The 26,141-nt window shown below is 56.7% G+C and carries 21 protein-coding genes; 18 read left to right on the top strand and 3 right to left on the bottom strand.

Going from position 1 to position 26,141, the window contains the following annotated elements; translation table 11 throughout:
• The first annotated feature begins 19 nt into the window (after positions 1-19).
• Positions 20-1,423 carry an aminotransferase-like domain-containing protein gene (locus tag AC6I8E_RS15550; protein ID WP_312216966.1) on the top strand — a complete coding sequence of 468 codons (1,404 nt, stop codon included), beginning with the start codon at positions 20-22 and terminating at the stop codon, positions 1,421-1,423.
• On the opposite strand, the gene AC6I8E_RS15545 is transcribed toward AC6I8E_RS15550, so the two are convergent.
• On the bottom strand, positions 1,420-1,902 hold the full coding sequence (locus tag AC6I8E_RS15545; RefSeq protein WP_312216965.1) for a YlaC family protein: 483 nt from the start codon (positions 1,900-1,902) through the stop codon (positions 1,420-1,422). The genes AC6I8E_RS15550 and AC6I8E_RS15545 overlap by 4 nt on opposite strands.
• A 331-nt stretch (positions 1,903-2,233) precedes the next feature.
• Here AC6I8E_RS15545 and AC6I8E_RS15540 point away from each other — a divergent pair, with 331 nt between their 5' ends.
• Positions 2,234-2,845: a cupin domain-containing protein gene (locus AC6I8E_RS15540; RefSeq protein WP_497824205.1), complete on the top strand. Its 612-nt coding sequence runs from the start codon at positions 2,234-2,236 to the stop codon at positions 2,843-2,845.
• Between the two features lie 272 nt (positions 2,846-3,117).
• Entirely contained in the window at positions 3,118-5,967 is a 2,850-nt protein-coding gene (locus tag AC6I8E_RS15535; RefSeq protein WP_312216964.1) for an EAL domain-containing protein, read from the top strand.
• A gap of 11 nt (positions 5,968-5,978) precedes the next feature.
• Here AC6I8E_RS15535 and AC6I8E_RS15530 read toward each other — a convergent pair whose 3' ends face one another.
• A complete protein-coding gene (locus AC6I8E_RS15530; RefSeq protein ID WP_033733874.1) occupies positions 5,979-7,043 on the bottom strand; it encodes a LacI family DNA-binding transcriptional regulator in 1,065 nt (354 codons plus the stop codon).
• 223 nt (positions 7,044-7,266) lie between these two features.
• Here AC6I8E_RS15530 and AC6I8E_RS15525 point away from each other — a divergent pair, with 223 nt between their 5' ends.
• Together AC6I8E_RS15525 and AC6I8E_RS15520 are read left to right on the top strand one after the other, a co-directional pair.
• Positions 7,267-8,577 carry an MFS transporter gene (locus AC6I8E_RS15525; protein ID WP_497824204.1) on the top strand — a complete coding sequence of 437 codons (1,311 nt, stop codon included), beginning with the start codon at positions 7,267-7,269 and terminating at the stop codon, positions 8,575-8,577.
• 10 nt (positions 8,578-8,587) lie between these two features.
• Entirely contained in the window at positions 8,588-10,951 is a 2,364-nt protein-coding gene (locus AC6I8E_RS15520) for a glycoside hydrolase family 31 protein (RefSeq protein WP_370420168.1), read from the top strand.
• Between the two features lie 304 nt (positions 10,952-11,255).
• Here the strand turns inward: AC6I8E_RS15520 and ftnA are convergent, their stop codons facing one another.
• Positions 11,256-11,762 carry a non-heme ferritin gene (gene ftnA / locus AC6I8E_RS15515; protein ID WP_033733871.1) on the bottom strand — a complete coding sequence of 169 codons (507 nt, stop codon included), beginning with the start codon at positions 11,760-11,762 and terminating at the stop codon, positions 11,256-11,258.
• Positions 11,763-12,252: 490 nt separating this feature from the next.
• On the opposite strand from ftnA, the gene AC6I8E_RS15510 reads away from it, so the two are divergent.
• The 13 genes from AC6I8E_RS15510 (at position 12,253) to mrdA (ending at position 26,125) form a co-directional block, all read left to right on the top strand.
• Positions 12,253-12,921, top strand: coding sequence for a nucleoside recognition domain-containing protein (locus AC6I8E_RS15510; RefSeq protein WP_013359020.1), 669 nt, complete (start codon positions 12,253-12,255; stop codon positions 12,919-12,921).
• A complete protein-coding gene (locus AC6I8E_RS15505; RefSeq protein ID WP_003848518.1) occupies positions 12,911-13,384 on the top strand; it encodes a YjiG family protein in 474 nt (157 codons plus the stop codon). Before AC6I8E_RS15510 ends, AC6I8E_RS15505 begins: the two co-directional genes overlap by 11 nt.
• A gap of 4 nt (positions 13,385-13,388) precedes the next feature.
• Entirely contained in the window at positions 13,389-14,492 is a 1,104-nt protein-coding gene (locus AC6I8E_RS15500; protein WP_095706678.1) for a M20 peptidase aminoacylase family protein, read from the top strand.
• Between the two features lie 291 nt (positions 14,493-14,783).
• Positions 14,784-16,370 carry a peptide chain release factor 3 gene (prfC, locus tag AC6I8E_RS15495; protein WP_033784671.1) on the top strand — a complete coding sequence of 529 codons (1,587 nt, stop codon included), beginning with the start codon at positions 14,784-14,786 and terminating at the stop codon, positions 16,368-16,370.
• A 257-nt stretch (positions 16,371-16,627) separates the two neighbouring features.
• Positions 16,628-17,242, top strand: a complete 615-nt coding sequence (gene osmY / locus AC6I8E_RS15490; RefSeq protein ID WP_013359017.1) for a molecular chaperone OsmY — start codon at positions 16,628-16,630, stop codon at positions 17,240-17,242.
• Between the two features lie 96 nt (positions 17,243-17,338).
• Complete coding sequence (locus AC6I8E_RS15485; protein WP_003848537.1) at positions 17,339-17,500, top strand: DUF1328 domain-containing protein; 162 nt, start codon at positions 17,339-17,341, stop codon at positions 17,498-17,500.
• Between the two features lie 221 nt (positions 17,501-17,721).
• Complete coding sequence (locus AC6I8E_RS15480) at positions 17,722-18,774, top strand: patatin-like phospholipase family protein (RefSeq protein WP_095706680.1); 1,053 nt, start codon at positions 17,722-17,724, stop codon at positions 18,772-18,774.
• On the top strand, positions 18,771-19,568 hold the full coding sequence (locus tag AC6I8E_RS15475; protein WP_195857681.1) for a TatD family hydrolase: 798 nt from the start codon (positions 18,771-18,773) through the stop codon (positions 19,566-19,568). Before AC6I8E_RS15480 ends, AC6I8E_RS15475 begins: the two co-directional genes overlap by 4 nt.
• A gap of 234 nt (positions 19,569-19,802) precedes the next feature.
• The gene (deoC, locus tag AC6I8E_RS15470; RefSeq protein WP_013359014.1) at positions 19,803-20,582 is read left to right on the top strand and encodes a deoxyribose-phosphate aldolase; all 780 of its coding nucleotides are present in this window, start codon (positions 19,803-19,805) and stop codon (positions 20,580-20,582) included.
• Positions 20,583-20,644: 62 nt separating this feature from the next.
• Positions 20,645-21,973 carry a thymidine phosphorylase gene (gene deoA, locus AC6I8E_RS15465; RefSeq protein WP_497824203.1) on the top strand — a complete coding sequence of 443 codons (1,329 nt, stop codon included), beginning with the start codon at positions 20,645-20,647 and terminating at the stop codon, positions 21,971-21,973.
• Between the two features lie 95 nt (positions 21,974-22,068).
• Positions 22,069-23,292, top strand: coding sequence for a phosphopentomutase (deoB, locus tag AC6I8E_RS15460; protein WP_033784036.1), 1,224 nt, complete (start codon positions 22,069-22,071; stop codon positions 23,290-23,292).
• A gap of 26 nt (positions 23,293-23,318) precedes the next feature.
• Entirely contained in the window at positions 23,319-24,032 is a 714-nt protein-coding gene (gene deoD / locus AC6I8E_RS15455) for a purine-nucleoside phosphorylase (RefSeq protein ID WP_013359011.1), read from the top strand.
• Positions 24,033-24,253: 221 nt separating this feature from the next.
• On the top strand, positions 24,254-26,125 hold the full coding sequence (gene mrdA, locus AC6I8E_RS15450; RefSeq protein ID WP_013359010.1) for a penicillin-binding protein 2: 1,872 nt from the start codon (positions 24,254-24,256) through the stop codon (positions 26,123-26,125).
• The last annotated feature ends 16 nt before the right edge of the window (positions 26,126-26,141 follow it).

The raw sequence follows: 26,141 nt of genomic DNA, 5'->3' as shown, positions 1-26,141 counted from the left end.
AAACAAGGAGAGGCGACCCGTGGCGAAATACCAGCGCTTGATGGATGAGATTCAGCAGCAGATAGAGGCCGGCATCTGGCTGCCGGGCACCCGTTTACCGTCGCTGCGTCAGCAGGTTGCGCATCAGGGTGTCAGCCTGATGACGGTGCTGCATGCCTATGAGCTGCTGGAGAGTCAGGGCTGGATCGTCTCGCGTCCACAGTCGGGTTACTACGTGGCACCGCGCGCCTTAGCGCCCGCACCGCTGAGTGTGGCGATCAGCGAGCAGGTCGATATCAACGACTTTGTGTTTGATGTACTGCAGGCCACGCGCGATCCCGCCATCGTGCCGTTTGGCTCTGCGTTCCCCGATCCGGCACTCTTTCCGCAGCGTCAGCTGATGCGCTCGCTGGCGAACGTCTCTCATCATCTGACCCCAACCGATGCGCTGCACAATCTGCCGCCCGGCAACGCTACGCTGCGACAGCTGCTGGCGCAGCGCTATGCGCGTCAGGGCATCACCCTGTCGCCGGATGAAATTGTCATCACCAGCGGAGCGCTGGAGGCGCTGAACCTCAGCCTGCAATCCCTGACCGAGCCGGGCGACTATGTGGTGATTGAGCAACCGAGTTTTTATGGCGCGCTGCAGGCGATTGAGCGGCTCAAGCTCAAGGCGCTGGCGATTCCGGTCGATGCAAAGCAGGGCATCGATCTCGTCCAGCTGGAGGAGGCGCTGCAACGCTGGCCGGTAAAAGCCTGCTGGCTGATGACGACGCTGCAGAATCCGCTGAGCGTGACATTAACACCGGAGCGCAAACAGCAACTGGTGGCGCTGCTGGCGCGTTATCAGGTGCCGATGATTGAAGATGATGTCTATGCCGAACTCTGGGCGGGTGAGGCTGCGCCGCTGCCCGCGAAGGCCTGGGATCGCCAGGGAAACGTGCTGCACTGTGGCTCGTTTTCCAAGTCGCTGGTGGCGGGTTTCCGCGTCGGCTGGGTGGCAGCGGGACAGCATGCGCAGCGCATTCAGCGCCTGCAGCTGATGAGCACGCTCTCGACCAGCGCACCGATGCAGCTGGCGCTGGCCGACTTTCTTGCCACGCGGCGTTACGACACTCATCTGAAGCGGCTGCGACAGATACTGGCGAAGCGACAGCAGATGGTGCGTCAGGCGCTGCTGAAGGTGCTGCCGCCGCAGGCGACGGTCAGCGAAGCGCGCGGCGGCTATTTTCTCTGGGTGACGTTGCCGGACAGCATCAATACTACCCGGCTCTACCAGCAGGCGCTGGCGCAGGGGATCAGTATTGCACCGGGGCAGTTGTTTTCGGCAGGAGAGCAGTTCAGTCACTGCTTCAGACTGAATACCGCCTGGCCGTGGGATAGCCGGGCCGAGGCGGCAATAGCGACGCTGGGTCAGTTAATGGCGCAACCGCAGGCAGATTAGACGTGTGCCGCTTCCTGGTGGCCCCAGGTCAGGTAGTAGACATCATAAAAGTCCACTTCCCCTTTTTGCGTCAGCAGACGCTGGATACCACTTTTCACCCGTTCCGGCGTTTCAGGCAGCGACAGAATGCGTGAGATAGCCTGCTCGCGCACCGGCTGAACGTAATACCACTCACCGTTGTAGCAGACACGCAGATCGAGCGCATCGATATCTTCAAAGCGATACTTCGGGTTGATATCAAGCAGCATCAGCACGCTCATCACCAGCACAAATGCGGTGGCAAACCAGAAGGCGGGCCAGCCGAGCATCTCGGTGGTGAAGATCAGCGCCACGCACAGGCCGTAGCAGAGATACATAACGGCCCAGAGGCCGGGATGGTTCTTCAGAAACGAGAGGCTAAATCGCGGCAAATTGTCGCGACGTTCTTCGCGGTTAAGCGTGGCGATCTCGTCAATCAGGATTTGTTTAATAGCGTCCATTTGTTACCTCACTGTCATCTGTTAGCTATTACAACAGATAACAGTCAAGCATATCAGAAACAGATCTGTGCGATTTTTGTATAACAGTTTATCAAAAGAGTGTCCGGACATCGGGCTGCCGTATCTGCGTGCCGGGCCGCCTGACATTTTGCAACACTTTGCCGCAGTAAGAACCGCTATCTGCAGGCGTACAGGCACTATCTGGCCCTATTGTTAACGACACATTTGGCTTTAGTCAGCAATATCAGTTAATTATCTCAATTGTGTCGTCCGGCGCACATTGCATTGTGCTGCGGGTTTGCCACACTTAGAAAAAAACCGGAGAACCTGTATGCGTGCCTCATCCTCCAGTCTGTTATTAATGATGTCCTTTGCCGCGGGTACTTTTTCGGCCGGGGCCTCTGATAATCCTCAGCATCTGATGCTCGCCATCCCGTCGGGCGGCGTACCTAATAACCCGTTACCTCTGATTATCTGGCCGCGCGTGGTGCCGGAAGAGGAGGAGATCGCAGCGTGGTTTGAGAAAACTTTCGACGAAAACGGCTGGCCACCCGCCTGGCGCTATCCGATTTTCCCCTATACCCACTTCCATCCCAACACCCATGAACTGCTCGGGGTTGCGGAAGGCTGGGCGGAAGTGCTGTTTGGCGGTGACAGTGGCCGGATGGTCACCCTGCGCGCAGGCGATGCGGTGCTAATCCCGGCGGGTGTCGGTCATCGCCAGGTCAGCGCCAGCGAAGATTTTATGGTGATTGGTGCCTATCCGCGCGGCATGTCGCCTGAGACGCTGCGCGACGAATCCGCGCAGCTGAAAATGGCGCAGGAGCAGGTGAAAAAAGTGCCGTTGCCGACACAGGATCCGTTCACCGGTAAAGAGGGCGCGTTAACCGAGATCTGGCAGCCGATTGCCGCGATGCATTTACAGCAACAGATGGACTTGTAAACGCCGTTTCTGTCGCGAAATGATTAAGCGCGAGCCAGTCTCGCGCTCTGACCTGGCTGGCTGTAAAACCTGCCTTAACGCCTGACCTCAGGCGCTTATCCCGATCATCACATCATTGAACATTTGCTCGCCGCTGCCGATAACTCCCCTGTTAAGATTAGTTATTCTTCTTAATACGCTTGTCTTCGCAGACCTTTTCCGCTTTAGTCTCGGCTCGCGATTAAGAACATTCCTAAGCCTTTACCGGGCTACCGATCAGCAGGCAAATAACAATGGATAATAACTCTGATGTCATGTATCGCATGCTGGTACAAAGCGTGATCGACTACGCGATCACCATGCTTAAACCGGACGGAACTGTCGCCAGCTGGAACGGCGGGGGTCTGCACGTCCTTGGTTACAGGCCAGACGAAATTATTGGACAGCACGCCGCCCTGTTTTACAACGACGAGGATCGCCGTCGCGGTCAGCCGCAGCGCGAACTCGATATCGCCGTCACCACCGGACGTTACGAAAACGAAGGCTGGCGCTGCCGCAAAGATGGCAGCAGCTTCTGGGCACACGTGGTCATCTATCCGATCCGCGACGAGACCGCTCAGCTGATAGGATTTGCTGCTGTCTGCCGTGACTGCACCCGGCAGCAGGAGCAGCAGCGCAAAGAGCGGGAACAGGAGATGCGCTTCCGCCTGCTGGTGGAGGGCGTCACCGATTACGCCATCTACATGCTCGATCAGGACGGAAACGTAGTGAACTGGAACGCCGGCGCACAGCGGGCCAAAGGCTATGTGGCGGAAGAGATTGTTGGCCAGCATTTTTCCCGTTTCTACAGCGCGCAGGATCGACTCAATCATATCCCCAGCCAGAACCTGCAAACTGCGTATCGTACCGGCCGTTTTGAAGATGAGGGCTGGCGCTACCGCAAAGATGGCAGCGCGTTCTGGGCCCATGTGGTGATCGACACGATCCGTGACGATCAGGGTAAATTGCTGGGCTACGCCAAAATCACCCGTGACTGCACCGAACAGCAGCGTGTCCGCAGCGAGCAACGGGAACAGGAGCAGCGTTTTCGCCTGCTGGTAGAGGGCGTTACCGATTACGCCATCTATATGCTCGATGTCGACGGTGTGGTGGTCAACTGGAATGCCGGTGCCCAGCGCGCCAAAGGGTATAAAGCGGAAGAAGTAGTGGGTCAGCACTTCTCGCTGTTTTACAGCGCTCAGGAGCGACTGAACCGCACGCCGGAAGCCAACCTCGGTGTCGCGCTGAAAACCGGCCGCTTTGAGGATGAAGGCTGGCGCTACCGTAAAGATGGCAGCGCGTTCTGGGCGCATGTGGTCATCGACGCGATCCATGATGATGACGGTAAGCTGATCGGTTTCGCCAAGATCACCCGCGACCGCACGGAAGGCCGTGAGCAGGAGCAGCAGATCCTGCGCGCCCGGGATCTGGCCGAAGCACAGAGCACGCAGAAAACCGCCTTATCTAAATTCCTGGACAATATCATTGCTAATATTCCCTCCTGCGTGATTGTTGAAGATGCGATCACCCGCGAGATCCTGCTGGTGAATGACCGTACTCAGCAACTGTTTGGCCTGTCGAAAGCACTGATCGTCAACAAGCGTCCGCACGAATGCATGTCGCCTGAACTCAGTGACTATTTTAACAATCTGGCGGACGTTGCACTGCGCAGTGAGGGCATGCATGAGCGTGAGCAGTTACTGATGACCGCCAGCGGCGAACGCATTCTGCATACCCGCGCCACCGCGATTAATGGCCAGGATGCACGCCGCAACTACCTGATGCTGCTGGTGGAAGATGTCACCGACCAGCGTGCCGCCGATGCCCGTATTCACCATATGGCGCACCACGACAACCTGACCAGCCTGCCGAACCGCATTCTGTTCCGCCAGCGTCTGAGTGAGGCGTTGCGCACCGCGAATCAGACGCAGCGCCAGACCGCCGCGCTGTGCCTTGATCTGGATAACTTCAAAAATGTGAACGATGCGCTGGGCCATCAGATTGGCGATGAGCTGCTGCGCAGCGTGGCTAAACGTCTGCGTAACACGCTGCGCGATCAGGATACGCTGGCGCGCATCGGTGGCGATGAGTTCGCTATCGTGCTGCCCTCGGTCGCGAACAGTGAGGAGGCGAGCATTGTGGCGCAGCGTCTGATCGAGGCGATTCGTCCGCCGGTCAACGTTGAGGGGCATAATCTGTCGGTCGGGCTCAGCGTAGGCATTGCGCTCAGCACCACCATCACCAATACGCCGGAGCAGCTGCTGCGCTGTGCGGATATGGCGCTGTATGAAGCCAAGCGTAATGGCCGCAACCGCTATGAGCACTTTACGCTGGAGATGGATGATGTGGCACGCAGCCGCCGCCTGATTGAAAACGATCTGCGCGATGCAATCAGCGGCGGGCACCTGCGGCTCTACTATCAGCCCATCACCAATGGCGATCATCGCACCATTATTGGCTATGAGGCGCTGATGCGCTGGCATCATCCGATCCGCGGGCTGATCATGCCCAACGATTTTATCCCGATTGCGGAAGAGACCGGCCTGATTCATATGCTGGGAGCCTTTGCGCTCTATGAAGCCTGTCGTGAAGCGGCGAGCTGGGAAGGGGAGCAGTCGGTCTCGGTCAACCTCTCACCGCTGCAGTTTAAAAACAGCTCGCTGGTGCCGGTTGTCGAAGGCGCGCTGAAAGAGTCGGGTCTCGATCCGGCGCGACTGGAAGTCGAGATCACCGAATCGGTGCTGCTGGATGACTCACTGGGGAATATCCGTACCCTGCAGAATCTCAAGGCGCTGGGCGTACAGATTGCGCTGGATGATTTCGGCACCGGCTATTCGTCGCTGAGCTATCTGCGATCCTTCCCGTTCGATAAAATCAAAATCGACAAATCGTTTATCAACGATATGGGCGACAGCCGCGAGGCGCTGGCGATTATCCGCGCGATTACCGGCATGAGCCGCAGTCTGGATATCCAGATTACCGCTGAAGGCGTGGAGAGCGATGAGCAGTTCGCGAAGCTGCGTGATGAGGGCTGTACGCTGTTCCAGGGCTTCCTGTTCGGACGGCCTCAGCCGTCGGAATTGCGACTGAAAACGCTGGATTAATCAGCACCGGGTTAATCATAAAGGCCATGCTGCTGAACCGGCGCATGGCTGAGATTATCGCGGATGCGGCGCACCGACTCGCGCACCACCAGCCTGCCATTCAGCAGCAGGCTGCCAGTGGGTGTGCCGGGATTCAGCCGCATCTCCTGCAGCATTCTGACTGCTGCGGCGCCCAGCTCATCACGTGGCACCTGCACCGAGGTCAGCGGAATGTCGTGGATAGCGGCCAGGTTAAACCCGTCCATGCTCATTACTGAGATATCCTGCGGCACCCGCAACCCGGCCTGCTCCAGCGCGGTGACGGCACCTGCGGCGATGTAATCCCCGCTGGCGAGAATCGCCGTCGGGCGCAGTGCGTCAGGGCAGTGGCGCAGATATTCACCCAGTCGTTCTGCCGCCTCATTGCTGCTGAAACTGTTCAGGGTCAGCAGATGCTGGCGGCTGTCAAAGCGCAGATTCATGGCGTGCCAGGCGTCACGTACGCCCTGTAAGCGCTGCTCCATGGTGTAGCGGCGCAGGCAGTGCAGCGACAGGATCTGCCGGTGTCCCTGCTCAAACAGATAGCGCGCGGAGAATTCACCAATCAGCTGATGATGCGGCGAAACCGACGGCAGACGCATCCGGCGATCGCGGGCGTTGATCAGCACGCAGGGTTTGTTCATCTCCGCCGCCAGCTGATGAATATGCTCATCATCAATGCCGATCAGCAGGGCGGCTTCGGTCTGCTGCATCTTATCGATAAACAGCGCGGCATTACTCTCCACCTCTTCCAGCGGGCAGTAGCGCAGCCGCACCTCATGTGGCTCCACCGCCTGGCTGATCCCCTGAATCACCTTGTAGTAGAAAATGTCGCTGCGTACGTCAAAGGCGCGCGGCGGGGCAAAGACCATCAGGTTATTCAGCAGCAGGCGACCGCTGTGCAGGTTATCCAGCACGCCCTGCTGCTGCGCCACGGCCAGCACTTTGTCCCGCGTCGCGGGCCGGGTGTTCGCTTTCCCCGCCAGCACCCGCGATACCGTGCTGATAGAGACCCCGCTCAGCGCCGCAATCTCACCGATTTTCAGCCTTTGTTTCATTCTGTGATCGCCTTCAAATCTGCCAATGAAAAATTTTTCATAGCCTGCTGAATCGCGTCAGATAAGCGTTTCAGAGCCATTTTCTGTCGGTATCAAGCCTGCCATGAAAATCGTTGCAAAAAAGTGGCTGTACCCACGTTTCGCACTTTTCTAAGTTCGATAAAAGGACACGCGGTACGCCAGCAGGCGGTGTGCGTCATCAATGGCAATCAGGAGTGGCACAATGAGCCTCGAATCAACAACGAAACCCATCAGTGCATCACGCACGGTGCGCGTGATTAAAAATTTGCGCTGGTGGATGCTGGGAATGTTTTTGCTGGGTGTAACCGTCAACTACATCACCCGTAACTCCCTCGGCATTCTGGCACCGGAACTGAAAACCAGTCTGAACATGACCACCGAACAGTATTCGTGGGTCGTAGCCGCATTTCAGCTCGCCTATACCCTGTTTCAGCCGATTTGCGGCTGGCTGATCGATGTAATCGGACTGAAGATGGGCTTCCTGATCTGCGCGCTGATCTGGTCGGTAACCTGTCTGCTGCACGCCGGTGCGGGAAGCTGGCTGCATCTGGCGCTGCTGCGTTTTGTCATGGGCGCGTCCGAAGCGGCGGCCACGCCTGCTAACGCCAAAGCGATCGGTGACTGGTTTCCGAAAAAGGAGCGTCCGGTTGCGGCGGGCTGGGCGGGCGTCGGCTTTTCGGTTGGTGCGATGCTGGCGCCACCGATTATCTATGTTGCCCACATTACCTTTGGCTGGCAGGGCGCATTTCTGCTGACCGGCGGCCTGGGCCTACTGTGGGTGGGACTCTGGTGGTGGGGCTATCACTCGCCGGAGAGCCATCCCCGTCTTTCCGATGATGAACGCGCCTTTATTAACCAGGACAACGAGGCGATGGGTGAAAAGCTGCCGTTCTTCACCGCGTTGAAAGTGATTGGTAAAGAGAAGAAATTCTACGGCATCGCCATTCCAGCCTTTCTGGCTGAACCCGCCTGGGCGGTGCTGAGCTTCTGGGTGCCACTCTATCTTGCCAACGAGCGCGGCATGGATCTTAAGCAGATCGTCATGTTCGCCTGGCTGCCGTTTCTGGCCGCCGACCTCGGCAGCGTCGCCAGCGGCTATCTCACCAGAATCTATGTGCGCTGGTTTGGTATGACCCGCGTGAATTCCATTGTCGCCAGTTCCGTCACCGGTGCGCTGCTGATGGTGTCGCTGGCGCTGATGACGCTGGTGAAAGATCCCTGGCTGGCTATCGCCCTGATCTCCGTCGGCGGCTTCGGTCATCAGGTGATCTCCTGCATGCTGAGTGCGCTGGTGGTGGAGCGCTTTGATCGCCGCCAGATGGCCACCGTTAACGGCATGCGCGGCTCCTGCGCCTGGATCGCCAGCTTTATCTTCTCGCTGATTATCGGTGTTACCGCCGATACCATCGGCTTTAATCCGCTGTTTGTGGCGATGGGCTTCTTTGACCTGATTGGTGCCGTTTTCCTGGTGATGCTGATCGCCGAACGCCGCCAGCGCCCTGCTAACCCATAAGGATATCGCGATGAAAACCCTGAAGAACTGGACGCTGCATCAGCAGGCCGATCACTTTGTTGAACTCAAGGTCGACGCTCGACATTTCCTGCGACTTTACGTGCTGGAAGAGAAGCTGGTGCGCGTGCTGCTGAAGCGCGACGGCGAGCTGGCGCTGAACCGCACCTGGAGCATTGCGCCAGAGCACGATGTGCCCTGGCAGGGACGTGACCGTGAGGCGCTGGATGGCTTTACGCTGCCCGCGTTTCAGGTGGAGCATGATGCGCAGCAACTGCGCATCAGCACCCGACAGCTGCGGGTCACCGTGCATCAGCCGCTCTGCCTGAGCTGGGAGCAGTTTGATGGTGAGAGCTGGCAGCCGCTGACCGCCGATCGTCACACCGGTGCCTATCTGCTCAATGCCCACGGCGATGGCGTCGAGCACTATCAGCGTCGTCAGCCGCAGGATCGGGTGTATGGTCTGGGCGAGAAGAGCGGCGACCTGAACCGCGTTAACCGGCGTTTCGAGATGCGTAATCTCGACGCGATGGGCTATAACGCCGCCAGCACCGATCCGCTCTATAAACATATTCCGTTCACCCTGACGCAGCGCGATGGCGTCAGCTTCGGCCTGTTTTATGACAACCTCAGCAGCAGCTGGCTCGATCTGGGTAACGAGCTGGATAACTACCATCTGCCTTATCGCCGTTACCGTGCCGAGGCGGGCGATCTCGATTACTATATGATGCTCGGCCCGACGCTGCTCGACGTCACCAAAGCTTTTGTCCGTCTGACCGGGCGTACGCTGTTTCAGCCGAAGTGGAGCCTGGGCTACAGCGGTTCGACCATGCACTACACTGACGCGCCCGACGCACAGCAGCAGCTGCAATCCTTTATCCGCCTGTGTCGCGAGCATGAAATCCCCTGCGACTCGTTCCAGCTCTCTTCCGGTTATACCTCGATCAATAACAAGCGCTATGTTTTCAACTGGAACTACGACAAAGTCCCGAACCCCAACGCGCTGAGCGACGCATTTCACACTGCCGGAATGAAGCTGGCGGCCAACATCAAGCCCTGTCTGCTGCAGGATCATCCGCGCTACCAGGAAGTGGCGACGCAGGGGCTGTTTATTCGTGACTCTGAGTTCGATCGTCCCGAGCGTTCGGTGTTCTGGGATGATGAGGGATCGCACCTTGATTTCACCCATCCGCAAGCGGTGCGCTGGTGGCAGGAGAATGTCACGCAGCAGCTGCTGGAGAAAGGCATCGATTCCACCTGGAACGATAACAACGAATATGAAGTGTGGGATGGTGAGGCGCGCTGTCACGGTTTTGGTCAGCCGATCGCCATCAAGCATATCCGGCCGGTGATGCCGCTGCTGATGATGCGCGCCTCGATGGAAGCGCAGCAGCAGTTTGCGCCAGACAAACGCCCCTATCTAATCTCCCGTTCCGGCTGTGCCGGGATGCAGCGCTATGTGCAGACCTGGAGCGGCGATAACCGTACCAGCTGGCAGACCCTGCGCTATAACATCCGCATGGGGCTGGGAATGAGTCTCTCCGGGCTGTTTAACGTCGGACACGATGTCGGCGGCTTCTCTGGCGACAAGCCGGACGCTGAATTGTTTGTGCGCTGGGTTCAGAATGGCGTGATGCATCCGCGCTTTACCATCCACTCGTGGAATGACGATCACACGGTGAACGAGCCGTGGATGTACCCGGACGTGACACCGATGATCCGCGAAGCGATCCGCCTGCGTTATCGTCTGATGCCTTATCTCTACAACCTGGCATGGCAGGCGAGCGTGGAAGATGAGCCAATGCTGCGTCCGACCTTCCTCGACCATGAGCAGGATCCGCTGACGTATGAGGAGTGTGATGACTTTATGCTGGGCCGCGATCTGCTGGTCGCCAGCGTCGTGGAGCAGGGCGCGCGCAGTCGGAAAGTCTATCTGCCACGTAACCAGGGCGGCTGGTATGACTGGCACAGCGGCAAAGCGTTTGCGGCCGGCGAGACCATCACCCTTGATGCGCCGCTGGATCGGCTGCCGCTGCTGGTGCGGGCGGGTGCGGTGATCCCGCTGGGTGAGTGCGAAACCACCACCGATGCGCGGCGCGATACTGTGCGGCAGTGGCAGCTGTGGCCGGCACCGGAAGGCGTAACAACTCAGGGCGAAATGTTTGACGATGACGGTGAGAGTCACGGCTGGCAACAGGGCAACGCGCTGTGGCTGAGCTGGACGTTGTGCAGCAGTGCCAGCCGAATCGACCTGACGGTAGAAAAACGCGGAGATTATCAGCCCGCCTGGCGGGAGATCGCGCTGTTACTGCCTGCGGGTGAATGTCGTGAGCTGTGGGTAAATGGCGAGAAAGCGGCGAGTTACCGGCTGGGATAGCGGTGGCGTGGTCGCAAAGCCTAATCAATCAGGTTTTGGGCAGCAATGCTTAAATTCATTGAGCAGGGAACAGGGCCAGAGGAGGAAAGCGTCCCGCGCCATAGACAAAAGCGCCGGGAGCGTTTTTGAACAACGCAACGCGTTGGCCCGTTTACGGGCGCACCTCAGGGATGAGGTGCGTAATCGCGCGGGCCGGGCGTGCCACGGATGGCGGCTTTTGCGTTTTTCCGAACTGACCCTGATCCCTGTAAAGGCACGATCTCACAGCGACCGGGTCTTTCTGCCTCTGTGGCCCAAACATAAATTACTCTGCGTGGTTCTCGGTACTCATGCGGCCCAGGTCTTTATCGACCAGGAACAGACCGTTGCCGCTGTTGCTGACCAGCGCCAGTTTATCCAGCACGGTTTTGAACAGCTTCTCTTCTTCGTGCTGCTCGGCAACATACCACTGCAGGAAGTTGAAGGTAGAGTAATCCTGTGACGTCATAGCGGCGTGTGCCAGCTCATTGATTTTGCTGGTGATCAGCTGCTCATGCTCCAGCGCCTGCTGCAGGATTTCATTCAGCGAGGTGAAAGAAACCGGTGGCGCAGCGATGGTGCCCAGCACCGGCATCGCGCCGGTATCGCTCAGATAATCAAACAGACGCTGCATGTGCTGCATTTCTTCGCGTGAATGCATCTTCAGGAAGGAAGCGGCACCCTCAAAGCCTTTGTCGCTGCACCAGGCGCTCATTTGCAGATAAAGATTGGCAGAGAAAAATTCCAGGTTCAGCTGGTCGTTTAAACGCCCAGTCATTTCAGCAGTCAGCATGGCCGAGTCCTTTTAAAAAGATGTTAAATAAACAGGTGGATGCGGTGAATTATGCATCATACATGTTAGTAAAGTGAAGCCTTTTCCGCAAAATAAGTCAATTTATCTGATTGATTTAAATAGAATTATTTCGGAAATTGAATGCGACCAATTCTCATTCTGTATCGCGCAATATCAGGCAACAACATCAGGAGAATCAGCACCATGATAGTGCGGGCGATAGCTATTCTGCTGGTGCAATGGTCGCTGCGGCAGACGAAATACCCACCCTCTGATGCCGTCCCGGAAATATAACGTTGTGTTCTGAAAAATCATTTTCAGAGCGCGATAAGAGGTATGGCGTGGATTAAACGTCCTGTGTCGGCAAGTAAGGCGTTAACAATCGTTCTCATGGCGGCTCTGGCATAAATCCTGCTTAGAACTGAGTTCCATATATTGAAACTTGCCACGGCAGGAAACGGGCGGCAGGCCATGTTATCAGGAGAAAATAATGTCAGAAGAGAGTGTGGTTAATCCGGTAAAAATGACGGCGACCAAAGGCAGTTATATCGCTTTAATTTTTGCCATTCTGTTTTTCTCAGGGCTGTTTTATAACGTCGAGGGCCTTAAATGGCTGGGTGCGTTTGACTTCACCACGCTGGGCGGCAGCTTCGGCACCATGAAAGATCCCGCCAGCAACACCTTTCTTGGCGCAGGCGGACTCAGTGCCAAAGCAGGCTTCCTGTTTGCCCTGTCGCTGACGCCGACGGTAATGCTGGCGCTGGGCGTGCTGGAAATCTTTACCCACTATGGCGCGATTCGCGCGGCACATCGCTTACTGACGCCGCTGCTTAAACCGCTGATGGGATTACCGGGTCGTTGCGGTCTGGCGTTAATTACCGACCTGCAAAGCACCGACGCGGGTGCGGCATTAACCAAAGAGATGGCTGACCAGAAACAGATTGGCAAAAAAGAGCTGGTGGTGATGAGTGCCTGGCAATATTCCGGTGCCGGATTAATCAATAATTACTTCGCCATCGGTTCGGCGCTGTTCGCCTCAATGACGCTGCCGATCATTATTCCGCTGTTATTAATGTTCGTGCTGAAATTTGTCGGTGCGGCGATAACGCGCGCTGTGTTAAACAGTGTTTATAAGAAGGATTTCGCGGATGGAAAATAAAATTGCGACAAGCAGTAATCCGTTCGATGTGTTTGTGACCGGTGCGCGTAAAGGCTTTCATATCGCCATTCACAACCTGATGCCGAATGTGGTGATGGCCTATGTGCTGGCAGAAGTCCTGAATCTGCTCGGCATCATGCAGTTTCTCGGGCATGTGTTTGCGCCGGTGATGGGGCTGTTTGGCCTGCCGGGCGAGGCGATTACTGTGTTGCTCACCGCCTGGCTCTCCTCGTCGGCGGGCACCGGCGTCGCGGTAAGCCTGCTGACCAAAGGGCTGCTGACCGGTGCAGATATCACCATTCTGGCGCCGGCGATTTTCCTGATGGGATCGCAGCTGCAATATATGGGGCGGCTGCTGGGCGTGGCCGATGTGCCCAAAAAATACTGGCCGCTGCTGATGCTGGTGAGCATCATCAACGCGCTGATCGCAATGTCTGTTATGCGTCTGTTTATTCAGGAGTAACGCTGTGTCTAAGGTATTAGAGCATTACCACTATCTGCATGAAATTCCGGAGCTGGGTTTTCAGGAGGTGAAAACCTCGGCCTACATCGCCGATCAGCTCGAGAAAGCGGGCCTGAAGGTGACGCGCAACATCAATAACACCACCGGCATTGTGGCGGAGATCGACAGCGGTGTGCCGGGGCCGGTGCTGGCGCTGCGTGCGGATATGGATGCGCTGGGCCACATCATTGATGGCGTGCCGTGTGCGCGTCACACCTGTGGTCACGATGGACACTCTTCGGTAGTGCTGACGGCAGCATCGGCGCTACTGCAGGAGGGCACGGTGAAACGTGGCCGGCTGAAGATTCTGTTCCAGCCCGCCGAGGAGCTGGGTGCCGGTGCGCTCTCGATGATCGAAGGTGGCGCACTGGATGATGTGGAGATGATTCTGGGCTTCCATCTGCGTCCGCTTGAGGAGTGCGTGGTTGGTCAGGCGGTGCCTGCGGTGCTCTACTCCGCCTGCAGCACGCTGGAAGCGACGATCACAGGCCAGCCCGCTCATGCGGCGCGACCGCATCTTGGCGTGAACGCGCTGGATGCCGCCGTGCAGGCGGTTCAGGCCGTCAACGCCCTCCATCTTTCACCCGGCCTGACCTGGAGCGTCAAGGCGACCCGCTTCCTGTGTGATGCCGGTGTCACCAACTCGGTGCCGGATGAAGCCCGCGTGGTGTGGGATCTGCGTTCGCAGGAGAACGGGCCGATGACGCAGCTGAAAGAGCAGGTCACGCGTGCCATTACTCACAGCGTGGCGGCACTGGGTGCCACCGCCGAGGTCCGCGTGCTGAAAGAGATGCCCGCCGCCGAGATTGATGATGAGGCGACGGCGGTAATCCGCGCGGCCATCGTTGAAGTGCTGGGTGAAGAGGGCGCACTGCCGACCCGAACCACGCCGGGCAGCGAGGACTTTTTCTACTATCCGGTGAAGCGTCCGGGTGTGAAGGCGGGCTTCTGGGGGCTGGGCACTAACCTGACGCCAGGACTGCATCATCCCGACATGCGTTTCGATCTCAGCTCGCTGGAGATTGGTGTGCAGATCTTCAAAGCCTGCGTCAGAAAGGTATTGGGATAACAGAGTGGGGCGGGTGCAGACCCGCCAGATTCTGTTGCCGCATCCGCTATTCTCCGATTCTCCCTCTGCGAAATCCCGCCCCCTTCCCTGTAGGCCGCGCGCGCAAAATATTGTATGCTATGCCGCCTTAAAGCTGACCAGGTAACCGGACTTCACGCCAATGTAACTTCGCGCTGACCCGCCAACGATAAAACATCGTTTTGGCACCGTTTACCCGCCGGTAAGGTTCTGCCGGCCACCGTGATTTATCAGCAGCGCCAGTACGTTGCGCTGCCTATTGAGAAGAATTCCATGTCTAATCCCTTTTTAGAAGAGGTGGCACGCCGCCGCACCTTCGCGATCATTTCTCACCCGGATGCCGGTAAAACCACCATTACCGAAAAAGTGTTGTTGTTCGGACAGGCTATCCAGACCGCCGGTACGGTAAAAGGCCGTGGCTCTAACCAGCACGCCAAGTCGGACTGGATGGAGATGGAGAAACAGCGTGGTATCTCCATTACCACCTCGGTGATGCAGTTCCCTTACCGCGATAGCCTGGTGAACCTGCTGGATACCCCAGGTCACGAAGACTTCTCGGAAGATACCTACCGTACGCTGACTGCTGTTGACTGCTGTCTGATGGTGATCGATGCCGCCAAAGGCGTCGAGGATCGTACCCGCAAGCTGATGGAAGTGACCCGTCTGCGCGATACGCCCATCCTGACCTTTATGAACAAACTTGACCGTGACATCCGCGATCCGATGGAGCTGCTGGATGAGGTGGAAAGCGAGCTGAAAATCGCCTGCGCACCGATCACCTGGCCTATCGGCTGTGGCAAGCTGTTCAAAGGGGTTTACCATCTCTACAAAGATGAGACCTATCTCTACCAGACCGGTAAAGGCCACACCATTCAGGATGTGCGCATCGTGAAGGGGCTTAACAACCCGGATCTCGACACCGCGGTCGGTGAAGATCTGGCGGCACAGCTGCGTGAAGAGCTGGAGCTGGTGCAGGGCGCCTCGCACGAGTTCGAGCAGGAGGCCTTCCTGAGTGGCGAACTGTCGCCGGTCTTCTTCGGCACCGCGCTGGGTAACTTCGGCGTTGACCACATGCTGGATGGCCTGGTTTCCTGGGCGCCGCGTCCGATGCCCCGTGAGACCGATACCCGTACGGTTGAAGCGAAAGAAGAGAAGTTCACCGGCTTCGTGTTTAAGATTCAGGCCAACATGGATCCGAAACACCGTGACCGCGTGGCCTTTATGCGTGTGGTCTCCGGTAAATATGAAAAAGGGATGAAGCTGCGTCAGGTACGCACCGGCAAAGATGTGGTGATCTCCGACGCCCTGACCTTTATGGCGGGCGACCGTTCACACGTTGAAGAAGCGTATCCTGGCGATATCATCGGTCTGCATAACCACGGCACCATACAGATTGGCGACACCTTTACTCAGGGTGAGAACATGAAGTTCACCGGGATTCCGAACTTTGCGCCAGAGCTGTTCCGTCGTATTCGCCTGCGCGATCCGCTGAAGCAGAAACAGCTGCTGAAAGGGCTGGTTCAGCTGTCGGAAGAGGGTGCCGTGCAGGTATTCCGCCCGGTGCATAACAACGATCTGATCGTTGGCGCGGTCGGGGTACTGCAGTTCGATGTGGTCGTGGCACGTCTGAAAAGCGAATATAACGTCGAAGCGATCTACGAAGCGATTAACGTCTCTACGGCGCGCTGGGTTGAATGCAGCGACGCGAAAAAGTTTGAGGACTTCCAGCGTAAAAACGAAGTTAACCTGGCACTCGATGGCGGCAATAATTTGACTTATATTGCGCCAACCATGGTCAATCTTAATATTACGCAGGAACGTTATCCCGACGTGACCTTCCGTAAAACGCGCGAGCACTAATCGCCTGTTTCCGGGCCATTCCAGCAGGGAATGGCCCTGATTTCCCCACTCCAGACTCCTCCTAAAAACCTCGTTTTTTTTCTGTTTTGACGTGTGATCAACCAGTTAGCCAGGCAAATCGCAAAATGCCGTCTATGATTATTCTATCGGACGGCGGAAGAGACTTCTCTTGTCCTTACGTCCTGTAACGCAGCGGCACCTGTGCCTCTGTTTCGCCCACAGTTTTGGGTGAGTTAACTGATAGAAGGAAGATATCGATGAACAAGACTAAGATTGCTAAAACCCTGATGGCCGCCATGATTGGCTCAGCACTGATCAGCGGCAGCGCACTGGCTGACGAATCAGTGTCGCAGAAAGCGTCACAGACAGCCGACAGCGCGGGTTCGAAAATCGATAGTTCTATGAAAAAAGTCGATGGTTATATGGATGACAGCGGCATCACCGCCAAAGCCAAAGCGGCACTGGTGGATGACGACGCAATTAAAAGCACGGATATCTCGGTAAAAACGCATAGCGGCGTCGTGACCTTAAGCGGTTTCGTCACCTCACAGGATCAGGCTGAAAAGGCTGTGGCGGTGGTGCAGAAAATCGAAGGTGTTAAATCCGTCAGCGACAAACTACACGTCAGAGACAGCAAATCATCTTCAGTGAAAGGTTATGCCGGCGATGCCGCTACGACCAGCGAAATTAAAGCTAAGCTATTAGCAGACGACATTGTTCCGTCGCGCAACGTAAAAGTTGAGACCACCGACGGTGTTGTTCAGCTTTCAGGGCATGTTGCTACTCAGGCACAGTCAGATCGTGCAGAAAGCATCGCTAAAGCCATTGAAGGCGTGAAAAGCGTTAAGAATGACCTGACGGTTAAATCTTAAGCTTGCATGCGGTCACTTCGGTGACCGCATGGATAAAAGATACCCATCCGGGGATTAAATAAGCAGTTCGATTTTAAATAGGGTAAGGAGAGGCTTATGTTTCGTTGGGGCATTATTTTTCTGGTGATCGCACTGATCGCTGCAGCGTTAGGTTTTGGCGGTTTAGCGGGCACAGCAGCATGGGCAGCTAAAGTTGTCTTCGTCGTTGGTATTATCCTGTTCCTCATCAGCCTGTTTACCGGCCGTAAAAAGCTTTAGCCGATGAGTCCTGCAGCGTAATGCAACGCAAAGCATAGAGCGGAGACCAGTCATCTGTAGCGACTGACGTGAAGAGAGGGACACCTTCACATCGCTGCGATGGCAAGCCAGTTCAGCTGGCCTGCCGGTTAAAGGAATAGATGACTGGTTCTCCGGAATGCTGCTGTCTTTAACGGATCCCTCCTCCAGCATACCCGGAACCCTTTTTTGAGGTTCGTACAGTGGGTATACGCATTCCCGTCACACTCGGCGCCATTGAACCTCTGGCCCTGACACCCTTTAAAGCTCAGAAAATTGCCCTGGTCTGTGAAGGCGGCGGTCAGCGCGGCATTTTCACCGCAGGGGTACTGGACGAATTTCAGCGCGCCCGATTCAATCCTTTTCAGCTGATGCTTGGCACCTCTGCCGGTGCACAAAATCTCTCTGCCTTTGTCTGTGGTCAGCCCGGCTACGCCCGTCGCGTGATTACCCGCTATACCACCAGTAAACTCTTTTTTGATCCGCTGCGTTTTGTGCGCGGAGGCAATCTGATCGACCTCGACTGGCTGATCGATATCACCCGCAGTGAATTTCCGCTGGCGATGAGCAGTGCGGAGCAGCTGTTCTCCAGCGGCCGCGAGTTTTATATGTGCGCCTGCCGCAGCGACGACTATTCGCCCGGCTACTTTACGCCCACCGCCGACAACTGGCTGGATCTGATCAAAGCTTCCAGTGCGATTCCCGGTTTCTACCGGCTGGGCGTCAATCTGGAAGGGATAAGCTATCTCGATGGTGGCATCAGCGATGCGATTCCGGTGCGCGAGGCCGCACGTCGCGGTGCGGATACCATTGTGGTGATCCGCACAGTGCCATCGCAGATGTTCTACACCCCAAAATGGTTTAAACGGATGGAGCGCTGGCTCAGTACTGGCGCGCTGCAGCCGATGATCAACGTGCTGAATAAGCATGAGCAGAGCTATAGAGAAATTCAGCAGTTTATTGAGAATCCTCCCGACGATTTGCGCATTATCGAAATTTTTCCACCGCACGTGCTGGCCAGCAGTGCCCTGGGCAGCCGGGTTGCCGCGCTGAATCAGGATTATCATCTGGGGCGGCGCTGTGGTCGCTATTTCCTCGCCACGCTGGGCCAGTGGCTGAGCGATGCTGAACCGATGGTCTCAGCGCGCATCGTCACCCCGCCTGCGCCGGTCGCCAATGCACCGGATACCCGACGGATCATTACGCCGCCGCTGGCGGACAATGATGCGGATTACGACAAAGGATCGCTGGCATGACGTTTATCGATACGCACTGCCATTTCGACTTTCCGCCTTTCGAAGGGGATGTTGCCGCCAGCCTGACGCGCGCCGCGGAGGCGGGTGTAGAGAAGATTATCATCCCGGCAATTGATGCCAGCCGGTTTGAGCGCGTCTGCGCACTGGCTGCTGAACACCCGCCGCTTTACGCGGCGCTGGGCCTGCACCCTATCGTCATTGAAAATCACCTTGAGGCGCATCTTGAGCAACTGGAAACCTTACTGCAACAGCGGCCACGTAAGCTGGTGGCGATCGGCGAGATCGGGCTGGATCTCTATCGCGACAATCCGCAGTTTGATAAGCAGCAACGCTTTCTTGAAGCACAGCTGAAGCTGGCGAAACAGTATCAGCTGCCGGTGATCCTGCATTCGCGGCGCACCCATGACAAGCTGGCGCAGATTCTGCGGCGTCTCGATCTGCCGCGCCGTGGCGTGGTGCACGGTTTTGCGGGCAGCCTGCAGCAGGCGCAGGCCTTTATTAAGCTGGGTTATGCGATTGGCATTGGCGGGACCATTACCTATGAGCGCGCCAGCAAAACCCGTCAGACCGTAGCACAGCTGCCGCTCTCTTCGCTGCTGCTGGAAACCGATGCACCCGATATGCCACTGCAGGGCTTTCAGGGCCAGCCAAACCGCCCGGAACGTGCGCGTCAGGTGTGGGAAGTACTCTGCAGCCTGCGAGAGGAGTCACCCGAAGAGATTGCCGATGCGCTGTGGCACAACAGTCAGCAGCTGTTCCGGCTCGATCCCGCTTTCCCGGCGCTGCGTAACTGACCGGATCTGCCTCATCAGCGCTTAAATGTGATAATAGTAACATTGGGCCGGCTGGCGTATAATGGCCATTAAACGCTGTTATCTGCGATTTAAGTCACAGTGATTGTGACACAATTGCATCAATTTCTTATCCCTATGTGACTACTGGCACATATCAGGCCGCTTCTGAGTGTTATTATTATAACATTCCGCCGGCAAGCCGGTGGGTTGCACCCCGATCTTTTGGAGAGCCTCATGACCGATATTAAACCTCTTGCCCTGCGCGCCCTGAAACTGATGGATTTAACCACCCTGAATGACGACGACACCGACGCAAAAGTGATCGCCCTCTGTCATCAGGCTAAATCCCCGGCAGGTAACACCGCCGCCATCTGTATCTATCCGCGCTTTATTCCGATTGCGCGTAAAACGCTGCGCGAGCAGGGTACGCCGGAAATCCGCATCGCCACGGTAACTAACTTCCCGCACGGCAATGACGACATCGATATTGCACTGGCAGAGACCCGCGCCGCCATCGCCTACGGTGCAGATGAAGTGGATGTGGTCTTCCCGTACCGCGCGCTGATCGCCGGTAACAGTCAGGTTGGTTTCGATCTGGTGAAAGCCTGTAAAACCGCCTGTGCTGAAGCGAACGTGCTGCTGAAAGTCATCATCGAAACCGGTGAGCTTAAAGAAGAAGCGCTGATCCGTCAGGCTTCTGAGATTGCTATCGACGCGGGTGCCGACTTCATTAAAACCTCCACCGGTAAAGTGCCGGTTAACGCCACGCCGGAAGTGGCGCAGATCATGATGAATGTGATCCGTGACAAAGGCGTTAGTAAGGAAGTTGGCTTTAAACCGGCGGGCGGCGTGCGCACTGCTGAAGATGCCGCGATCTATCTGCAGATGGCAGAAGAGACGCTGGGTGCCGACTGGGCCGATGCACGCCATTTCCGCTTTGGTGCATCAAGCCTGCTGGCGAGCCTGCTCAACACCCTGGGTCATGACAGCGACACCAGCAAAGCGGGTTACTGATCTTTCAGGCGGTCGCTGACCGCCTGTTCTCCATCCTGATTTCCCTGAACCAGGGGGCTACTTTGTTTCTGCCACAAGAAATTATTCGCAAAAAACGTGACGGCCAGGCGCTGACTGAAGAGGAGATTCGCTTCTTCATTAATGGCGTGCGTGATAACACCGTCTCGGAAGGTCAGATTGCCGCGCTGGCGATGACCATTTATTTCCACGACATGACGCTGCCAGAGCGGGTCGCGCTGACGATGGCGATGCGTGATTCCGGTACGGTACTTAACTGGAAATCACTCAATCTTAACGGGCCGGTGGTGGATAAGCACTCGACCGGCGGCGTCGGCGATGTGACGTCGCTGATGTTAGGGCCGATGGTCGCTGCCTGCGGTGGATATGTGCCGATGATTTCCGGTCGTGGTCTGGGTCATACCGGCGGCACGCTGGATAAACTGGAAGCGATTCCGGGCTTCGATATTTTCCCCAGTGATGACCGTTTCCGCGACATCATTAAGCAGGTCGGTGTGGCGATTATCGGCCAGACCCGCTCGCTGGCCCCGGCGGATAAGCGCTTCTACGCGACGCGTGACATCACCGCCACCGTCGATTCCATTCCGCTGATCACCGCCTCGATTCTGGCCAAGAAGCTGGCAGAAGGGCTGGATGCGCTGGTTATGGATGTCAAAGTGGGTTCCGGCGCATTTATGCCAACCTATGAAGCCTCAGAAAGTCTGGCGCAGTCGATTGTTGGCGTTGCCAACGGCGCAGGCTGCCAGACCACCGCGCTGCTGACGGACATGAATCAGGTTCTCGCTTCTTCAGCCGGTAACGCGCTGGAAGTGCGCGAAGCGGTGCGCTTCCTGACCGGTGAACAGCGGAATCCGCGCCTGCTGGAAGTGACGCTGGCGCTCTGTAGCGAAATGCTGATCTCCGGCAAACTCGCCGCCAGCGACGCCGACGCGCGTCAGAAGCTGATGACGGTGCTGGATAACGGTAAGGCGGCTGAGGTGTTTGGCCGCATGGTCGCTGCCCAGCAGGGACCGGCTGATTTCGTCGAACGTTACGACGCTTATCTGCCCGCGCCATTGCTAAGCAAACCGGTCTATGCCGACCAGCCAGGCATCGTCAGCAGCATGGATACCCGTGCGCTGGGTCTGGCGGTGGTGGCGATGGGCGGCGGACGTCAGCGCGCCAGCGACAGCATCGATTACAGCGTCGGCTTCAGCGAAATGATCACCCTGGGCGAACGTGCCGATGCGCATCGTCCGCTGGCGGTCATTCACGCCAGCAGCGAAGACAAATGGCAGCAGGCCGCCGCAGCGGTTAAAGCTGCGTTGGTGCTCGGGGATTCCGCCCCGGCTGAGACGCCGGTCATCTATCGCCGTGTGAGCGATCTCAGCTAACTGACCAGTAACCGGTGCCAGCCGCGATGCATTCGGGTATACTGATCTGATCGCTTTTTTTTGACTTGTCACGCGCCAATGCGCAGGAGACTTGCATGAAACGTGCTTTTATTATGGTTCTCGATTCCTTTGGAATTGGCTCCAGTAAAGATGCCGATAAATTCGGCGACGCAGGTTCAGATACCCTGGGTCATATCGCCGAAGCCTGTTTTAACGGTGAAGCAGACAAGGGACGTAAAGGCCCATTGCATCTGCCTAATCTCACCGCGCTGGGGCTGGGTAAAGCCGCCGAGCTGTCGACCGGCCGCTTCCCGGCGGGTCTGGATCCTGAGGCAAAAATCACCGGCGCGTATGCTTACGCCAGTGAGCTTTCGTCAGGTAAAGATACGCCGTCAGGCCACTGGGAGATCGCCGGTGTGCCGGTGCTGTTTGACTGGGGCTACTTCAGCGACAAAGAGAACAGCTTCCCGCAGGAACTGCTGGACAAGCTGGTTGCGCGCGCCGACCTGCCGGGCTATCTCGGTAACTGCCACTCTTCAGGTACGGTGATCCTCGACCAGCTGGGCGAAGAGCATATGAAAACCGGCAAGCCGATTTTCTATACCTCTGCGGACTCCGTATTCCAGATCGCCTGTCACGAAGAGACCTTTGGTCTTGAGCGGCTCTATGCGCTGTGCGAAATCGCCCGTGAAGAGCTGACCGAAGGGGGCTACAACATTGGCCGCGTGATCGCCCGTCCGTTTGTGGGTGATAAAGCGGGTCAGTTCGAGCGTACCGGCAACCGTCACGATCTGGCTGTTGAGCCACCATCCGCCACCATGCTGAAAAAGCTGGTGGATGAGAAGGGCGGTCACGTGATCTCCGTGGGTAAAATCGCCGATATCTATGCGGAGCAGGGCATTACCAAAAAGGTCAAAGCGACCGGTCTGGATGCGCTGTTTGACGCGACGATTCAGGAGATGAAAACCGCGCCGGATCAGGCGATTGTGTTCACCAACTTCGTTGATTTCGATTCAACCTGGGGACATCGCCGTGATGTCGCCGGTTATGCGGGCGGGCTGGAGCTGTTTGACCGTCGTCTGCCTGAGCTGATGGCGCTGGTTGGCGAAGATGACATCCTGATCCTGACTGCTGACCACGGCTGTGATCCGACCTGGGAAGGCACCGAGCATACGCGTGAGCACATTCCGATTCTGATCTACGGACCGAAAGTGGAGCCGGGTTCACTGGGATACCGCGAGACTTTCGCTGATATTGGTCAGACAATTGCACACTATTTTGGCCTGTCCGAGATGGACTATGGCAAGAACATGCTGTAAATCAGCAATTTAATAAGGATTAAACAATGGCAACCCCTCATATTAATGCTGAAATGGGTGATTTCGCAGACGTCGTACTGATGCCTGGCGATCCACTGCGCGCAAAACACATCGCAGAAACCTTCCTGGAAAATGCGGTTGAAGTGAACAACGTGCGCGGCATGCTGGGCTACACCGGCACATACAAAGGCCGTAAAGTCTCTGTAATGGGTCACGGAATGGGTATCCCTTCCTGCTCCATCTACACCAAAGAGCTGATCACGGACTTCGGCGTTAAGAAGATCATCCGTGTCGGCTCCTGCGGTGCCGTACGCCCTGATGTAAAACTGCGTGATATCGTGATTGGTATGGGTGCCTGCACTGATTCCAAAGTGAACCGTATGCGTTTCAAAGATCACGACTTCGCGGCGATTGCTGACTTCGACATGGTGCGTAACGCGGTTGATGCGGCGAAAAACCTGGGTGTTGAAGCGCGCGTAGGTAACATCTTCTCTGCCGATCTCTTCTACACGCCGGATCCGCAGATGTTCGACGTAATGGAAAAATATGGCATCCTCGGCGTTGAGATGGAAGCTGCGGGTATCTACGGTGTGGCTGCAGAGTTCGGTGCGAAAGCGCTGACCATCTGTACCGTATCAGACCATATCCGTACGCACGAGCAGACGACTGCTGCTGAGCGTCAGACAACCTTCAACGACATGATCAAGATTGCGCTGGAGTCTGTCCTGCTGGGTGATTAATCCGCGCGGCGGGTGACGATTCCCGCCTGCTGCCCGATCGCCTGTTCAGATCCTCCTTAACCGGAGGATCTGAGTTTCCCGCCTCGCTTTCCCGGTAACATTCACATCAAATGACACACTTTTGCCGAGGCTTGTGCATCTTCGCGCTGGCACGCCGGCGATCGCGCTTTATCATAGTGTGCAATAACAGATAATAATTAGTCGCCTGATAATGCCCCCTGATGAACTTTCGTAACTTCGATGCTGAAGAGAAGCTGTTTGCCCGTCGCGCCGCAATCGCCTTTGCTCTGGTCTGTCTCTGTTTCACTATTCTTAGCGTAAACCTTTTCCGCTTACAGGTGCGCGACCATGCCTACTACCAGACGCGCTCCAACCAGAATGACATCAAGATGATCCCCATCGCCCCGACGCGCGGGCTGATTTATGACCGCAACGGTATTCCGCTGGTGCGTAACGTCAGCTGGTACGCCATCACGCTGACGCCTTATAAAATTGACGATATGAACGCCACGCTGCGGGCGCTGACGCCGATCGTAAATCTGACACCCGATGAGATCGACACTTTCCGCCGTGCGCTGAAGCAGACCAGTCGTTACAAGCCGGTCGTGCTGAAGGAGGAGCTGACCGAAGAGCAGGTTGCCCGCTTTGCGGTCAATCAGTTCCGCTTTACCGGTGCCAGCATTGAGACCTACCAGGATCGTGAATATCCCTATGGGGCCGATCTGGCCCATGTGATCGGTTATGTCTCGAAAATCAACGATAACGACTACAAACGGCTGAATGCGGAAGGTATCGCCGAAAACTATGCGGCTGACCACAACATCGGCAAGCAGGGGATTGAGGGCTATTACGAAGCGCTGTTGCATGGCAAGCCGGGCTATCAGGAAGTGGAAGTGGATAACCATGGCCGCATTGTGCGGGTGCTGAAAGAGGTGCCGCCGGTCGCGGGTAAAAACCTGACGCTGACGCTGGATCTGCATCTGCAACAGTATGTGGAGAGCCTGCTGGCCGGACAGCGTGCGGCGCTGCTGATTGAAGATCCGCGCGACGGCTCCGTGCTGGCGATGGTCTCCAGTCCCAGCTACGACCCGAATCCGTTTGTGAAAGGCATCAGCTATCAGGCCTACAAAAAGCTGCTGCAGGATAAAGACCTGCCGCTGATCAACCGCGTCACGCAGGGACTCTATCCACCCGCTTCCACGGTGAAGCCTTATATGGCGATGTCGGCGCTGCTGACCCATGTGATTACGCCACAGTCGCAGTTCTTTGGTGCGCCGACCTGGACGCTGCCGGGCACGGACCGGCGCTATCGCGACTGGAAGAAAACCGGGCACGGCATGCTGGATGTCACTCGCGCGATAGAAGAGTCTGCCGACACCTTCTTCTATCAGGTGGCTTTCATGATGGGCATTGACCGGATTCACACCATGCTCAGCCAGTTTGGCTATGGTAAATCGACCGGCATCGACCTGAATGAAGAGTACAACGGCTTATTACCAAGCCGTGAGTGGAAGCAGAAGGTGCATAAAAAGGCCTGGTATCAGGGCGATACGGTTTCGGTAGGCATTGGTCAGGGCTACTGGATTGCGACGCCGATTCAGATGGTGAAGGCGATGGTCGCACTGATCAATAACGGTCGGGTCATCGCACCGCACCTGCTGGAGAAAACCCAGCGCGGCACGCTGGTGGAAAACTACCATCCACAACAGCACGAGGCGCAGATTGGCGATCCTCACTCACCATACTGGTCGCTGGTGCGTCACGCGATGTTTGGCATGGCTAACGCGCCCAACGGCACCGGTTATAAATATTTCCATACGGCTCCTTATGGCATCGCGGCGAAGAGCGGGACGTCACAGGTATTCAGCCTGCGTCAGAACCAGACTTATAACGCGAAGATGATCCCAGTGCGGCTGCGTGACCATATCTTCTACACCGCCTTTGCACCGTTTAATGACCCGAAAGTGGCGGTGGCGTTAATTCTGGAGAATGGTGGCGGGGAAGGGGTAACGGCTGCGCCCGTGATGCGGGATATTCTGGACCATATCTTTATCCCGCCGGTGCCAGAAGCACCCGCTCAGGCCACACCGTAAAAAAGGGGGGCGAAGG

The organism is Pantoea sp. X-Soil-YNGN-785, from assembly GCF_059730585.1.
This window is presented reverse-complemented; position numbering and strand designations above follow the sequence as displayed.

Coding starts and splice junctions, on each gene's coding strand:
- AC6I8E_RS15545 (WP_312216965.1), bottom strand. CDS start 1,902: ATGGACGCTATTAAACAAATCCTGATTGACGAGATCGCCACGCTTAAC.
- AC6I8E_RS15540 (WP_497824205.1), top strand. CDS start 2,234: ATGCGTGCCTCATCCTCCAGTCTGTTATTAATGATGTCCTTTGCCGCG.
- AC6I8E_RS15535 (WP_312216964.1), top strand. CDS start 3,118: ATGGATAATAACTCTGATGTCATGTATCGCATGCTGGTACAAAGCGTG.
- AC6I8E_RS15530 (WP_033733874.1), bottom strand. CDS start 7,043: ATGAAACAAAGGCTGAAAATCGGTGAGATTGCGGCGCTGAGCGGGGTC.
- AC6I8E_RS15525 (WP_497824204.1), top strand. CDS start 7,267: ATGAGCCTCGAATCAACAACGAAACCCATCAGTGCATCACGCACGGTG.
- AC6I8E_RS15520 (WP_370420168.1), top strand. CDS start 8,588: ATGAAAACCCTGAAGAACTGGACGCTGCATCAGCAGGCCGATCACTTT.
- ftnA (WP_033733871.1), bottom strand. CDS start 11,762: ATGCTGACTGCTGAAATGACTGGGCGTTTAAACGACCAGCTGAACCTG.
- AC6I8E_RS15510 (WP_013359020.1), top strand. CDS start 12,253: ATGTCAGAAGAGAGTGTGGTTAATCCGGTAAAAATGACGGCGACCAAA.
- AC6I8E_RS15505 (WP_003848518.1), top strand. CDS start 12,911: ATGGAAAATAAAATTGCGACAAGCAGTAATCCGTTCGATGTGTTTGTG.
- prfC (WP_033784671.1), top strand. CDS start 14,784: ATGTCTAATCCCTTTTTAGAAGAGGTGGCACGCCGCCGCACCTTCGCG.
- osmY (WP_013359017.1), top strand. CDS start 16,628: ATGAACAAGACTAAGATTGCTAAAACCCTGATGGCCGCCATGATTGGC.
- AC6I8E_RS15485 (WP_003848537.1), top strand. CDS start 17,339: ATGTTTCGTTGGGGCATTATTTTTCTGGTGATCGCACTGATCGCTGCA.
- AC6I8E_RS15475 (WP_195857681.1), top strand. CDS start 18,771: ATGACGTTTATCGATACGCACTGCCATTTCGACTTTCCGCCTTTCGAA.
- deoC (WP_013359014.1), top strand. CDS start 19,803: ATGACCGATATTAAACCTCTTGCCCTGCGCGCCCTGAAACTGATGGAT.
- deoB (WP_033784036.1), top strand. CDS start 22,069: ATGAAACGTGCTTTTATTATGGTTCTCGATTCCTTTGGAATTGGCTCC.
- deoD (WP_013359011.1), top strand. CDS start 23,319: ATGGCAACCCCTCATATTAATGCTGAAATGGGTGATTTCGCAGACGTC.
- mrdA (WP_013359010.1), top strand. CDS start 24,254: ATGAACTTTCGTAACTTCGATGCTGAAGAGAAGCTGTTTGCCCGTCGC.